Consider the following 13,619-nt stretch of genomic DNA (forward strand, 5'->3'; position numbering starts at 1 on the left):
GCATGTTCTCCTTGCTGAGCGAGTAGCCCGCGCAGCTGGCGTCTCGAGACCCCGGCGTCAGCGGCTGGGCCGCAGGCGCATCAGCGCGACGCGCACGCCCAGGCCGAGGCGGACCGCCAGGCGGACGGGCGCCTGGTACCAGGCGTCGTACTTCTGCGCGAGGTAGAGGTAGGCGCTGCGGTGGTGCACCGCGAGCATCCGCGCCGAGGCCAGCCGCGTCGAGTGCCCGCCCAGGTGCGACACCACGGCGTCGGCGAGGTAGACGTTCGACCAGCCGCGCTGCCCGAGCGAGTCGCCGAGCTGCACGTCCTCGAAGTACATGAAGTAGCGCTCGTCGAAGCCGCCGATCTGCTCGAACGCCGTGCGCCGCACCATCACGCAGGCGCCGGAGAGCCAGCCGGCCGTCATGCTGCCGTGCTGCATCGTCTCGACGGCGCGGGAGCGGCGGTAGCGGCGAGACCAGGGATTGCCGGGCCAGACGTGCGCGAGCAGCGCGTGGCCGACGCCCGTCCCTAGCGAGGGCAGCGCGCGGGCGGAGGGGTAGATCGTGCCGTCCGAGTCGAGGATGCGCGGGCCGATCGAGCCGATGCCGGAGTCGGCGGTGGCCGCGGCGTAGAGCGCGTCGATCGAGCCGGGCAGGAACACCGTGTCCGGGTTCGTCACCAGGATCCACTCGATCTCGGGGCCGAGCCGGTCGACGGCGTAGTTGATCGCCCTGCCGTAGCCGAGGTTCTCGCCGGTCTCGTGGAAGAGCACCTCGGGCCGGCGCTCGACGACGCGGCGGACGGAGTCGTCGGTGGTCGCGTTGTCGACGACGACGACGCTCACGTCGTGCTCGGTCGCCTCGGGGATCGACTCGAGGCAGGCGCGGAGGACCTCACCCGAGAAGTGGGTGACGACGACGACCGCGATGGGCAACGTCGAACGGGCGATGAGAGCCTCCGGGGGAGCGGCGTCGACGGGCGGGGGCACCGTCGGAAGAACTCGACGAGGCTAGCACGGGCCCCGAGCGGGGCTCCGGCGCTCAGCGCGCGGCGGACTCCACCTCGTCGACGACCTCGCCCAGCTCCGGGGCGATCGCCGCGGACGGCGCGCGGAACACGACGAACTTGTAGAGGCAGAAGTTCCAGACCAGGCCGACCATCACGGCGACGGCCTTCGCGGCGTTGATGGCGAGGAACGCCTTCTCGCCCGCACTGGGGAGGAAGAGGAGGGAGGTGCCGAAGCGGGTGTCGAAGAAGACCTCGAAGCCGTAGATGATCAGCGACTGCAGCACCAGCGAGCTGAAGCCGGTCACCAGGAAGAACTGCGCGAAGGTGCGCACCGTCGGCCGGTCGGGGTGCCGGAACACGAAGAAGTGGTTCAGGAAGTACGAGATCGAGATGCCGACGGTCACCGAGGCGACGTTCGCGACCAGGGTGGGCAGGCCGACGAGCAGGGCGAGCGCGTTGAGGATGAGGAAGTCGAGCGCCGTGTTCAGCGACCCCGCGACGAGGAACCGCACCTTCTGCGACTCCAGCCAGCGCGACGACCGCCACGGCGACGACGCCGGCGGGGCCGTCCTCGACGGGGACGACGTCGACCGGGCCGTCTTCGACGCGGACGAGCTCGACGGACGCGACACGGTGCTCCTCGGGGTCCTCGCGGCCCGGGCGGGAGCGATGAGGGCGACGGTACGCGACCGATCTGAACTCCAGCCCCTGATCGGGGGAACTGAATCTGAGAACGACGACGCGATGTCCCGGTTCCTCTCACACAGGACGGCATGGTGCACGCTGATACTGTTCCACCGCCTCCGCCCCGGCGGACCGTCCACGTCCCCGCCCGAATCGGAACCAGATGCTCTCGCTCACCATCGTCACCCCCACGTACAACGAAGCGGACAACATCGGCGAGCTGCTGCGCCGGGTCGCCGCCGCCGTGGCCCGCGAGTCCGACGTCGTCGTCCGCTCGGTCGTCGTGGACGACTCGTCCCCGGACGGGACGGCGGAGAAGGCGCGCGCTCTGGCGGCCGAGCTGGAGACCCCGGCGTTCTCCGTGCAGGTGCTCGAGCGCGCGACGAAGGAGGGTCTGGGCGCGGCCTACCTCTGGGCGTTCGAGCGGATCCTCGAGGCCGACGACGCCCCGGACTGCATCCTGCAGATGGACGCCGACCTCTCGCACGACCCGAAGTACCTCGCCGACTTCCTCCGCGAGGTGCGCGCGGGCGCCGACCTCGTCGTCGCGTCCCGCTACATCCCCGGCGGCGGCACCCCGGACTGGACGCTGGACCGCAAGATCCTCAGCCGCGGCGGCAACGTCTACGCCCGCGCGATCCTCGGCTCGCGCCTCACCGACTGGACCGGCGGATTCAACCTCTTCAGCCGCGAGCTGCTCGAGCGCATCCACTTCGAGACGGTGGACGCCACCGGCTACGGGTTCCAGATCGCGCTGAAGCACCGCGCCCTGACCGCCGCGCGGCAGGTGCGCGAGATCCCCATCGTCTTCCTCGACCGCACCGAGGGGACCTCGAAGATCCCGGGCAACACCCTCCTGCGCAGCCTGCTGCTCGTCCTGCGCATCCGCCTCGGACGCGACGGGTCGCGATGACGGCTGCCGCCACCGTCCCCTCCCGCCGCTGGGCCGTCGTCCTCGAGGCGTCGGGACTGCTGCTCGTCCTCGCGGCGACGCTGCTCGTGCTCGGCCGGCTCTCCTCGACGCCGTGGTGGGAGTACCTGCTCTCGGACGGCGACTCGCTCGCGCTGCCGCTCCTGGTGCGCTCGGTCGCCGAGGGCGAGCCGTTCCAGTGGGTGATGACGAGTCAGCTCCTGCTGTTCCCGGAGCTCCCGCTCTACCTGGTGAGTCTCGCGCTGGCCGGCGGGTCGGTCGTCGGCGCGCTCGTGGTGAACGCGTTCGTCAACGCCGCCGCGCTCTACGGCTGCGTCCGCTGGCTCGCCGCCCGCGTGCTGGCCGGGCGCACCCGGCCGTGGCGGGTGAGCGCCGCCGCGCTGGCGACGGGCGTCGTCGTCGTGCTCGCGGCCACCGAGGGCCGGGGCCTGATCAACTCGGGCGCCTTCGCGAGCGGGATCCTGCTGACCACCTACTACTCCGGCGTCGCGCTGGCCGCCGTGCTCGCGCTCGCCCTGATGGCGGAGGCCAGCGGCGGCTTCGATCCTGCGCGGCCCCCGTCGCGGGTCCGCACGACGGGAGCGCTGATCGGGGCCGTCCTGGTGTCGGCGGCGACGACGCTCTCCAATCCGCTGTTCGCGCTCCAGTTCACCGCGCCGGCCGTCGTCTCGCTGCTGGCGGTGGTCGTGCTGCGGCGGATGTCCTGGCGGCGGGCGCTGCTGATCTCGGCCGTGCTGGTCGCCGGGGCGGGGATCGGCTACGCGGCGCGGGACGCGGTGGCGCGGTTCGTCGCCGTCGACGCCGCGACCTATCTGCACCTCGAGCGCGCGGGCGCCGCGGTGGACGGGTTCGTCCTGCAGCTGCGCGACGTCGGATCGGCTCCCACCGGCAAGCTCGAGATCCTGATCGTCGGCGTGCTCCTGCTGGCCGCGCTGCTCACTCTGGTCCTCGCGGTCGCGACCCAGGTGCGGCCGGAGACGCCGTGGGCGGTCGCCGACTCGAGCGTGGTCCTGGCGACCTTCGTGCTCGTCGCCTCCGCCTCGCTGGTCCTCGGGCAGATCCTCACCGGCAGCCTGGTCAGCCGCTACCTGCTGCCGCTCGCGGTCTTCCCCGCACTGATGCTGCTGCCCGCCTCGCAGGACTGGATCCCGCGCAGGATCGCCGCACGCGTCCGCCTGCTCCGGCCGCGGACGTTCTCGACCCCCGTGCGCGCGGTGCTCGCCGGGGCCGTGGCCCTCGTGGTCGTCTCCTCGGCCGTCGTCGCCGGCCCGGCGGTCGGCGCGGCCGCGGCGCGGGCCGGCAGCACGCCGGAGCGCGCCTGCCTCGAGCAGTGGATCGACGGGCGGGACGTCTCGGGCGTCGGCTCGTTCTGGAGCACCCGGCCGCTCGAGCTGTACGGGGACGCTTCCGTCGACGTGCAGCAGGTGAACTTCGACTTCACCGCGCAGCTCTGGATGAACAACGCCGCCTCCTACCGCGACCGCGACTTCAGCTACGTGCTCGCCGACCGGGAGCCGGACTGGGCGGAGCTCGCCCTCGGCCACCTCGGCGAGCCCGCGGGGATCACCGCGTGCCCGACCTTCGACGTCTACGACTACGCGGGCACCCCCGGCGAGACCGAGCTGAACCGCATCGTCGGCGCGAGCATCGAGAAGGCGAGCGCCGAGCGTGGCTTCTGAGAACCGCGAGGCGGAGCGCCCCCGCCTGCGCCGGATCGGCCGTGAGCTGGCCTGGGCGGTGGCGGCCTCGCTCGTCAGCGTGCTCGCGGCGATGGTCGCGCTCGGCGCGACGCCCGGCTCGCTCGCTGAGCGCTGGCGGGCGGGCGGCGACGACCAGATCCTGCACTACCTGCTGTTCCGGAGTGCGACCCAGGTCTTCCCGTTCGCCGAGAACGGCGCGCTCGGCTTCCCCTCCGGCTACAACTCCTTCTACACCGCGCAGTTCGACGTCGCGTCGGCGCTGACCGCGTCGGCCCTCGCGCTGATGATCCACGACGGCTTCGCGCTGCTCAACGTGTTCTACCTGCTCACCTTCGCCTTCGTCGCGCTCACCGGCTACGCCTTCTTCCGCTGCCTGCGGGTGCCGGCCTGGTCGGCCGCCCTCGTCGCCGTCGTCTTCAGCCTCGCGCCGTACCACTTCCAGCGGATCGGGGCCGGGCACGCCTTCCTCGCGAACTACTGGGCGATCCCGCTGCTGGGCATCCTGATCCTGGTCGTCGCGGGCGAGCGCACCGATCCGTTCCTGGCCTGGCGGCGGCGCGGGGCGACCCGCCGGGCCCGCCTGCTGCGCGGCGCCGTCCCCGTGATCGTCCTGCCGCTGCTGGTCGCGACGACCGGCGGCTACTACTACGTCTTCAGTGTGCTGGTGCTCGGCGGCGTCTGGCTGCTCGGCGCCCTGGCCGGGCTCGCGAGTCGCGTCCCCCTGCGCGCGGTCCTCGCGCGCGTCCTCCCGCTCGGGGTGCTCGGCGTGCTCGTGGCGGGGGAGCTGGTCCTGCTCGGCGGCGACTGGGGGGAGCGCTACGCGCCCTACTTCGAGAGCCGCGGGGTGGGGGAGTCGGAGGACTTCGCCGGCAAGATCCTCTCGCTCTTCCTGCCGTGGCAGGGCACCGAGGTGCCGAAGATCGGTGCGCTGACGAACATCTACCAGGTGACCACGGCGGTGGCGGTGAACACCGAGCCGCCCGGGCTGCCGCTGATCGCGATCGCGGGGCTCTGCCTCCTGCTGGTCAGCCTGCCGATGCTCGGGCTGGTCGGGGGGCGCGCGCTCCGGGTCACCGCCTTCGGCCGCTTCGCCTCGGACGAGCACGTGCGGCTGCTCGCGGTGGCGGCGCTGTGGACGCTGCTGTTCTACGTGGTCACCGGGTTCGGGATGGCGGTCGCGCTGATCGCGGGCTCGACCATCCGGGCCTGGTCGCGGCTGTCCATCGTGCTGGCGCTGCTCGCGCTCGGCGTCGTGGCGATCGGGCTCGCGCGGATCGGCCGGCGCTGGATCCGGATCGCGGCGGTCGCCCTGATCGTGGTCGTCGGCGTGCTCGACCAGCTCGCGGGCGTGGCGCGGATGGTCCCGATCGCGCCGACCGAGGACGCCGAGATGACCTCGTTCGTCGCGCAGGCCGACGCCGCGCTGCCGGACGGCTGCGGCGTGGTGCAGCTGCCGATCAAGAGCTTCCCCGACAGCGGGTCGGTCGGGCGGATGGCCGACTACGACGAGGCGCTGCCGTACCTCTACACCGAGGGGGAGAACCTGGAGTGGAGCTACGGCGCGGTGCGCGGCACGACCGGCTTCGACGTCTTCGGCGGGGTCTCCACCCCCGAGGAGTTCGCCGCCGCCGTCGAGGCCAGCGGCGCGTGCGCCGTGTACGTCGACACGGCGGCCTACGTCGGCCGCGAGGGCGCCTGGTACGGCGACGTGCTGGCGGCGAGCGGCTCGCTCACGCCGGTCGCGCAGTCCTCGTCGGGGCGCTGGCTGGTCTTCGCGGTCGCGGGCTGACGGGGCGGGTCTCGAGACGCCGCTGCGCGGCTGCTCGACCAGCAGGAGAGGGGCAGGCATGCGCCTGCGTGCTGATCGAGCAGCCCGCGGAGCGGGCGTATCGAGATCCGCCGTCGTCAGGACTAGTACAGGCCCCAGGGCTGCGACGTGACGGCGAAGGGCTCGTCGTAGAAGTAGACGGTGTAGCCGCCGCGGACGATCCGCTCGTGCGGGGGCAGCAGGGTCGAGGTCCGCAGCTCCTGGTCGTTGTAGTCGCCGGTCGTGACGACGATCACCGGCGGGCCGTCGGCCTGCGCCAGGGCGTCGTAGCCCGGGTAGCGGCGGGTGACGAGGGCGGCGACGGTGACCTCCTCGTTCGTCGAGGCGGTCATCGCGTAGCTGAGCCAGTAGTCGCCCCAGACGTGCTCGGCGCCGCGGCGCTCGAGCAGCTCGACCACCGCGCGGTAGCCGCCGTCGAAGCGGTTCGAGGTGTCGCTCCGGAATCCCTCCGACCGGTCCCAGACCCCGGAGACGGTCAGCGCCGCCGCGACGAGCACCGCGACCAGGGCGACCGGTCGCCAGCGCGCGAGCAGCCAGGCGCCCGCGAGAGCGAACGCGGGCATCAGGAAGACGCTGTAGCGCACCGAGTCGTAGTCGAGGTCGAGTCCGGCGCCGAGGATCAGCACGGCGCAGAGCAGCATCGTGCCGGTGCCGACCAGCACCGGTGCGAGCCGCCGGCGGACGGCCCCGAGGACGACGAGTCCGGCGAGCAGGACGACCGCGATCCAGCCGACGATCGAGTCGGCCGGCTCACCCGGGGCGACCGCGAACGCGACGGGGAGCATGTCGTGGAAGAGCGCGGTGACGCTGTCGATCGTCGGCTCCCAGTCGCTGGTGCCGGCGCCGAGCGGCGCGGTCGCACTCGAGCTGCGCAGCGCCTCCAGGAGCCACGGCGAGCCGGCGACGACCGCCGTGCCGATGCCCAGCAGCCAGTGCAGCGGCCGGCGGATGTCGCGGACCACCAGCGCGAGGACGGCCGGAGCGGCGAGCGCGACGCTCATCGGCGAGGTCCAGAGCGCGAGGCCGCTGAGCGCGCCCGCGGCGATCCAGGAGAGGAGCGGTCGCCGCAGCGACGCGGTGGCGACGGCGACGACGCCGAGCGCGACCACGATGCTCGGCCCGTAGAAGCCCGGGTCCCTCGTCGACACCTGGAGCAGGACGACGCCGGGGAACCAGAACAGCAGCCCGGCCGTCGCACCCGCCACCGGACCGGCGAGCCGCCGGGCGATCACCCGCAGCAGGACGGCCGCGGCCAGGAACCACAGCGAGGACACGATCGCGAGCACCTCGATGTGCGCGCCGAAGACGAGCATCACGAGCCCCGCCGTGGTCTGCAGCAGGGTGCCGCCGTAGGACTGGCCCCAGAAGAAGGCCGGGAGCTCCCCGTCCGCGACGTGCTTGGCCATCAGGTAGACCACCGCGTGGTCCGCGTCGAAGGTGTGCGCGGGGCTGAGGATGAAGAGGACGCGCAGGGCGAGTCCGACGGCCGCCAGGATCCAGAAGGCGAGGCCCGCCGAGTGGGCGCCGATCCACCGCAGCGTCCGGGTGCCGCGACCGGGAGACGGCGTGTCCTCGGTCGTCATCGTCAGCTCCCTGGGCGCCCGGGCCGACGGATCGCAGCCGCAGAGAATCTAGTGCATCCGGGTGAGCGGCACCCTCGCCGGGCGCCGGCCTCAGGGCCCCCGGACCGGCCCCGTGCTAACCTCTCCGATTGCCCGGCAGACGGGCGACATCCCCCTCCCCCTCATCGAAAGGCAGCCGTGCCCGCATCGCGTCGCTTCCTCCTGGCCGGCGGGGCGGGCTTCCTCGGCTCGAACCTCGCCGCCGAGATCCTCCGCCGGGGCGACGAGGTCGTCGTGATCGACGACCTGATCACCGGCTCCACCCGCAACATCGGCTCGCTGCTGGCCCACCCGTGCTTCAGCTTCGTCCAGGACGACGCCGCGAACGCGCTCGCCGTGCCCGGGCCGTTCGACGTGGTGCTGCACTTCGCGTCGCCGGCCTCGCCGCCGCGGTACCTGGCGCACCCGATCGAGACGCTGCACGCCGGCTCGACCGTGACCGAGGCGCTGCTCGAGGTGGCCAAGCGCGACGGCGCCCGCTTCGTCGTCTCCTCCACCTCGGAGGTCTACGGCGACCCGCACGTGCACCCGCAGCACGAGGAGTACTGGGGGAACGTCAACCCGAACGGGCCGCGCAGCGTCTACGACGAGGCCAAGCGCTACGCCGAGGCGATCACGTTCGCCTATCGCCGCTACTTCGACGTCGACACCGGCGTGGTGCGGATCTTCAACACCTACGGCCCGAACATGGACATCGACGACGGCCGCGCCGTCCCCGCGTTCGTGAAGGCCGCTCTGGCCGGCACGTCGATCCCGATGCACGGCGACGGCACCCAGACCCGCTCGCTGCTCTTCGTCGACGACCTCGTCGACGGGATCCTGCGGATGGCCGACTCGAAGGACGCGGGCCCGATCAACCTCGGCAGCGTCGACGAGCTCGAGCTGGGCGAGATCGCCCGCCGCATCGTCGCGCTCGTCGGCAGCGACTCGGAGATCCACTACGAGCCGCGCCCGATCGACGACCCGGAGCGCCGCAAGCCCGACATCACCAAGGCGCGCGAGATCCTCGGCTGGCAGCCGACGGTGCCCCTCGAGGACGGACTGGCGCGGACCATCGCTTGGTTCCAGGCCACCGTCGTCGCCGCGCCGTAGCCCGAGAGCCCGCCGCACCCCGCACCCCACCGCGCGCCGCAGCCCGCCGGGCGCCGTACGAGAGAGAATCCCGACGTGAAGCTTTCCATCCTCATGCCCGTCTACAACGAGCAGGCGACCCTCCAGAAGGCGGTCGACCGCGTCCTCGCGATCGAGTTCCAGGACGGCGTCGAGATCGAGTTCGTCATCGTGAACGACGGCAGCCGCGACCGCACGAAGCAGATCCTCGACGCCCTGGAGGACCCGCGCATCCGCGTCTTCCACCAGAGCGTCAACCAGGGCAAGGGCGCCGCGATCAGCCGGGCCGTCCAGGAGGCCACCGGCGACTACGTCATCATCTGCGACGCCGACGAGGAGTACCGGCCCAGCGAGATCCCGACGCTGCTGCAGCCCGTCCTCGACGGCGAGGCGCAGCTGGTCTACGGCAGCCGCACCTTCGGCAGCCACACCTCGTTCTCCTACTGGTACGTCATCGGCAACAAGGGCGTGAACCTGATCACGAACGTCCTCTTCAACGCCTACGTCTCCGACGTCGAGACCTGCTTCAAGCTGATGCCGCTGAGCCTGTACCGCTCGCTCGAGATCAAGGAGAAGGGCTTCGGCATGGAGGCGGAGGTCACCGCGAAGCTCCTCGCCCGCGGCTACCGCCCCTACGAGGTCGGGATCAGCTACAAGGCCCGCACCCGCGAGGAGGGCAAGAAGATCACCGTCAAGGACGGCTTCGAGGCTCTCTGGATCCTGCTCAAGATCCGCGTCCGCGAGGGCTCCCGCACCCGCCCGCCGCAGACCGCGGGGATCTGACCCCATGGCAGGCAAGGGCCCCGTCGCTCTCGCGAGGGCGCTCTACAGCGGCCTGATCTCGTACGTGCTGAAGTTCGGCGTCGTCGGGATCCTCGGCCTCGTCGTCGACGTCACCGTCTTCAACCTGCTGCGCGTCGGCGGGATCGGCGGGGAGCACGTCCTCTCCGGGCCGATCGGGGCCAAGGTCGTGGCGGTGGCCGCCGCGACCGTCGTCACCTGGTTCGGCAACCGCTACTGGACCTTCCGCGAGCACCGCCGGGCGAACTACCTGCTCGAGCTCGCCGAGTTCAGCGTGGTCGCGGTCGCCGGCATGCTGGTCAACCTGCTGCCGCTCTACATCTCGCACTACGTGCTCGGCTTCGACAACCTCGTCGCCGACAACATCTCGGCCAACGTGATCGGCCTCCTGCTCGCCACCGCGTTCCGCTTCGTGCTCTACCGCTTCTGGGTCTTCGGCCACCACCGCTCCGGCGGCGTCGTCGAGAAGCGCGAGGCCGAGATGGCGGCGGCGGCGCTGTTCGAGGACGACGCCGCGGCGGCGAGCGACACCGCGGCGATCAAGCTCCGCTGACGTGCCCGCCTACAATGGCGGGGTGCCTGAAGAGACGACTGCCCTCACGCCCGCCGGCGACGGTCCGGACACCGCGACCGCGGCCGCCACGACTCCGGACGCCGCGACTCCGGACGCCCGGACCGAGACGCGGACCCCGGAGACCGTCGAGGAGCTCCGCGCCCGCCTCGACGAGCTGCTGAACGACCCGCTCGACGAGTGGGCCGCGAACATGCACTTCGGCGGTGGCGCCCACTACGTCGCCGACTTCGAGAGCACGCTCTCCTGGCGGGTCACCCGCCCGCTGCGCGCGGCGCGCACCTTCCAGATCCGCGTGGGCCAGCTCGGTCTCCCGGGAGCGGTGCAGCACTCGATCCGCTACGCCCAGCGCCGTTTCGGCGGTCGCAGCCGGTGAACGCCGCCGACCTCGCGGGCCGCGACGCCCGCCGCGCCTTCGTGGTGCAGCGACTCGAGCAGATCGCGCCGTTCGTGCTCGAGGACCCCGAGCAGGCGGCCGACCTCGCTCTGCGCGGGCCCGGCCCCTTCCTCGACGAGATCGCGCGCACCGTCCAGCGGCGCGACTCCGACGACCTGACCTGGCTGTCGCTCACCGCCTTCCTCGGCGTCTACCCGGTGCCGCACCTGTTCAGCTGGTTCAAGCGCTCGCTGCAGCTCGCGAAGCCGCACGAGGCGATGCGGGTGTTCCTCGTCGCCGGCACACGCGCCTCCACGGGGTACCACGACCTCTCGACCACGCTCTCCGTCGTCACCGGCGCCGTCGTCGTCGACGTCGACTTCTGCGCGCGCAACTCGCACGCCACCGGCATCCAGCGCGTCGTCCGCCAGACGATGAAGCGCTGGCACCGCGACTACGACCCGATCCTCACCGCCTGGGAGCACGGGTCGATGGCCCTGCGCCGCCTCGGCGAGGGCGAGCTCGAGCGCGTGATCGACTTCGAGAAGAGCAGCACCCGGGAGTGGGATCCGGGCCGCCCCGAGCAGGTCGACTTCATCGTGCCGTTCCGCTCCACGCTCGTCCTGCCCGAGGTGCCGGTGATGGGGATCTGCGCGCCCCTCGCCGCGCTCGCCGAGTTCTCCGGCAACACGGTCAGCCTGATCGGCTACGACGCCATCCCCGTCGTCAGCGCGGACACCGTGCCGCCGCAGGAGAGCCTGCGCTTCGTCAACTACCTCACGGTCGTCAAGCACTCCAGCCGCGTCGCGGGCATCAGCGAGGCCGCGACGCAGGAGTTCGAGGGCTTCAACGCCGCGCTCCCCGCGCAGGGCCTCGAGGGCCCCGAGCTCTCGACGGTGTCCCTCCCGGTCGAGGCGCCCCCGCTGGACGGCGAGCACATCGAGGAGGAGGACGACCTCCCGCTCGTGCTCTCGGTCGGCAGCCACGAGCCGCGGAAGAACCACCTCGCGATCCTCTTCGCCGCCGAGGTGCTCTGGCGCGAGGGCAGGAGGTTCCGTCTGCGCTTCATCGGCGGCGGCAACCCGTGGGCGACGCAGGTCTTCGACGTGCGGATCCGCGAGGCCCAGCGCCGCGGTCGCACCGTGGAGGTCGTCCGCGGGGCCGGCGACGACGTGCTGCTCTCCTCCTACCGCAACGCGCGGTTCTTCGTCTTCCCCTCGACCCACGAGGGCTACGGGCTCCCTGTCGCCGAGGCGCTCGCCCTGGGGATCCCCGCCATCACCTCCGACCGCGGCTCGCTGGCCGAGATCGCGGCCGACGGCGGCTGCATCACCGTCGACCCGTACGACGACGACCAGCTCACCGCCGCCATGCGCGAGCTGCTCGACTCCGACGAGCGGGTCGCCGAGCTCACCGCCGAGGCGCACGCGCGCCCGAAGCGGACCTGGAACGACTACTCCGCCGAGCTGTGGACGGCCCTCGTGCCGTCCGCCTCGAGCGAGCAGGAGGAGAACGATGCGTGAGTCCACCGCCCTGGAGCGCCTGACGCTGCTGCTCGAGACGCTCGAGCCCACCACCGCGCCCGCGCGCGAGGTGCCGGCGCTCGTCCAGCAGGTCGCCGACGCGGTCGGCGAGCCGAGCTTCGCGCAGACCTGGCTGCTGCTCGCCGTGGTGAGCGCCGAGCTGCCGGTCCGCGAGCAGGTCGTCGAGTCGCGCCGCAGCGCCCGTCTCGACGGCGTCGCCGCGCTGCTGACCGGTCTGGTCAAGCCGACGCCTGCCTCCCGCGTGCTGGACGCCGTCCGCGCGCCGAGCACCGTCGTCATCGCCCGGCACGCCGTGCTGGTCGACGTGCACCACACCGCGCGCACGGGACTCGCGACCGGCATCCAGCGGGTCGTCCGCAACACGATCGTCGAGTGGAACAGCCGGCACGACATCGGCCTGATCGTCTGGGACGACGCGATGACGGGCTTCCGCGAGGTCGGCAACGAGCTCCGGACCAACGCCCTCTACGGCTCCGCGCCGGACGCCAAGCTCGACGCCCACGCACCCGTGGTCGTCCCGTGGGAGTCGCTCTACGTCCTCCCCGAGCTCGCGATCGAGGACGAGCGCAGCGGCCGTCTCGCCGCCTTCACGGAGTTCAGCGGCAACGCGACCACGATGATCGGCCACGACTGCGTGCCGCTGACCACCGCCGAGACCGCGCACGGCGGCATCAGCGGCCAGTTCCCGCGGACTCTCGTCGCCGTCTCGCACATGGACCGGGTCACCACCGTCTCCCGCGCCTCCGAGACCGAGTACCGCGGCTGGCGCGGCATGCTCGAGGGCGAGAAGGGGCCGGAGATCGACGCGATCCAGCTGCCCGCCTCGGCCGGCGGCGACGACGACTTCGACGAGTCCGCGACCCGCCTGTCCCTCGGGGCCGTGGGCGACGAGCCGCTGGTGGTCTGCATCGGCAGCCACGAGCCGCGCAAGAACCACCTCGCCGTGCTGCACGCGGCCGAGCTGGCCTGGCGCTCGGGCGTCGAGTTCACGCTGGCCTTCATCGGCGGCAACGCCTGGAGCAGCGAGGAGTTCCAGGGGCGGATGCACGCCCTGCAGGACGAGGGCCGCCACGTCGACTCCTTCTCGGCGATCACCGACGAGCTGCTCTGGAGCGCCTACCGCAGCGCGACCTGCACGGTCTTCCCCTCGCTGAACGAGGGCTTCGGACTGCCCGTCGCCGAGTCGCTCGCCGTCGGCACGCCGGTGATCACCTCGGGCTTCGGCAGCATGAGGGACATCGCGGAGCAGGGCGGCGCGCTGCTCGTCGATCCGCGCGACGACCACTCGATCCGCGACGCGCTCGTCTCGCTCCTCACGGACGACGAGGTGCACGCCCGGCTCAGCGCCGAGGCGCGCGCCCGGGTCAACCGCACCTGGACCGAGTACGCCGACGAGGTCTGGACGTATGTCACGGCCGTCGCACCGGCGGGCGTCTCCACCCTCTGAGCGCGGGCTCGCG

Annotated in this window: 12 protein-coding genes; 9 read left to right on the plus strand and 3 right to left on the minus strand. The window is 72.2% G+C overall.

From position 1 onward, the window contains the following. Positions 1-57: 57 nt before the first annotated feature. The gene (locus GTU73_RS06875; protein ID WP_217274389.1) at positions 58-918 is read right to left on the minus strand and encodes a glycosyltransferase family 2 protein; all 861 of its coding nucleotides are present in this window, start codon (positions 916-918) and stop codon (positions 58-60) included. A gap of 106 nt (positions 919-1,024) precedes the next feature. Further along, positions 1,025-1,624: a GtrA family protein gene (locus GTU73_RS06880; RefSeq protein ID WP_160088078.1), complete on the minus strand. Its 600-nt coding sequence runs from the start codon at positions 1,622-1,624 to the stop codon at positions 1,025-1,027. 215 nt (positions 1,625-1,839) lie between these two features. On the opposite strand from GTU73_RS06880, the gene GTU73_RS06885 reads away from it, so the two are divergent. The 3 genes from GTU73_RS06885 to GTU73_RS06895 are packed head-to-tail and all read left to right on the plus strand — an operon-like array spanning position 1,840 to position 6,096. Continuing rightward, entirely contained in the window at positions 1,840-2,589 is a 750-nt protein-coding gene (locus GTU73_RS06885) for a polyprenol monophosphomannose synthase (RefSeq protein WP_160088080.1), read from the plus strand. Continuing rightward, positions 2,586-4,286 (plus strand): hypothetical protein, encoded by a 1,701-nt coding sequence (locus tag GTU73_RS06890; RefSeq protein WP_160088082.1) that lies wholly within the window; start codon positions 2,586-2,588, stop codon positions 4,284-4,286. The genes GTU73_RS06885 and GTU73_RS06890 overlap by 4 nt, the downstream gene beginning before the upstream one ends. Next, complete coding sequence (locus GTU73_RS06895) at positions 4,276-6,096, plus strand: hypothetical protein (protein WP_160088084.1); 1,821 nt, start codon at positions 4,276-4,278, stop codon at positions 6,094-6,096. Before GTU73_RS06890 ends, GTU73_RS06895 begins: the two co-directional genes overlap by 11 nt. 122 nt (positions 6,097-6,218) lie before the next feature. On the opposite strand, the gene GTU73_RS06900 is transcribed toward GTU73_RS06895, so the two are convergent. Beyond that, positions 6,219-7,718 carry a glycosyltransferase family 39 protein gene (locus GTU73_RS06900; protein WP_160088086.1) on the minus strand — a complete coding sequence of 500 codons (1,500 nt, stop codon included), beginning with the start codon at positions 7,716-7,718 and terminating at the stop codon, positions 6,219-6,221. A 177-nt stretch (positions 7,719-7,895) separates the two neighbouring features. Between GTU73_RS06900 and GTU73_RS06905 the strand changes: the two genes are divergently transcribed. From GTU73_RS06905 to GTU73_RS06930, 6 genes are all read left to right on the plus strand, one after another. Then, positions 7,896-8,849 carry an NAD-dependent epimerase/dehydratase family protein gene (locus tag GTU73_RS06905; protein WP_160088088.1) on the plus strand — a complete coding sequence of 318 codons (954 nt, stop codon included), beginning with the start codon at positions 7,896-7,898 and terminating at the stop codon, positions 8,847-8,849. A gap of 75 nt (positions 8,850-8,924) precedes the next feature. Next, positions 8,925-9,650 (plus strand): glycosyltransferase family 2 protein, encoded by a 726-nt coding sequence (locus GTU73_RS06910; protein WP_160088090.1) that lies wholly within the window; start codon positions 8,925-8,927, stop codon positions 9,648-9,650. 4 nt (positions 9,651-9,654) lie between these two features. Continuing rightward, on the plus strand, positions 9,655-10,221 hold the full coding sequence (locus GTU73_RS06915; protein WP_160088092.1) for a GtrA family protein: 567 nt from the start codon (positions 9,655-9,657) through the stop codon (positions 10,219-10,221). A gap of 22 nt (positions 10,222-10,243) precedes the next feature. Further along, on the plus strand, positions 10,244-10,615 hold the full coding sequence (locus tag GTU73_RS06920) for a hypothetical protein (protein WP_160088094.1): 372 nt from the start codon (positions 10,244-10,246) through the stop codon (positions 10,613-10,615). Beyond that, the gene (locus GTU73_RS06925; RefSeq protein ID WP_160088096.1) at positions 10,612-12,138 is read left to right on the plus strand and encodes a glycosyltransferase family 1 protein; all 1,527 of its coding nucleotides are present in this window, start codon (positions 10,612-10,614) and stop codon (positions 12,136-12,138) included. The genes GTU73_RS06920 and GTU73_RS06925 overlap by 4 nt, the downstream gene beginning before the upstream one ends. Next, positions 12,131-13,606: a glycosyltransferase family 1 protein gene (locus tag GTU73_RS06930; protein WP_160088098.1), complete on the plus strand. Its 1,476-nt coding sequence runs from the start codon at positions 12,131-12,133 to the stop codon at positions 13,604-13,606. Before GTU73_RS06925 ends, GTU73_RS06930 begins: the two co-directional genes overlap by 8 nt. Positions 13,607-13,619: the final 13 nt, after the last annotated feature.

Origin of the sequence: Rathayibacter sp. VKM Ac-2804, assembly GCF_009866655.1 — a bacterium.
GTDB lineage: Bacteria > Actinomycetota > Actinomycetes > Actinomycetales > Microbacteriaceae > Rathayibacter.

Coding starts and splice junctions, on each gene's coding strand:
- GTU73_RS06900 (WP_160088086.1), bottom strand. CDS start 7,718: ATGACGACCGAGGACACGCCGTCTCCCGGTCGCGGCACCCGGACGCTG.
- GTU73_RS06930 (WP_160088098.1), top strand. CDS start 12,131: ATGCGTGAGTCCACCGCCCTGGAGCGCCTGACGCTGCTGCTCGAGACG.
- GTU73_RS06915 (WP_160088092.1), top strand. CDS start 9,655: ATGGCAGGCAAGGGCCCCGTCGCTCTCGCGAGGGCGCTCTACAGCGGC.
- GTU73_RS06885 (WP_160088080.1), top strand. CDS start 1,840: ATGCTCTCGCTCACCATCGTCACCCCCACGTACAACGAAGCGGACAAC.
- GTU73_RS06890 (WP_160088082.1), top strand. CDS start 2,586: ATGACGGCTGCCGCCACCGTCCCCTCCCGCCGCTGGGCCGTCGTCCTC.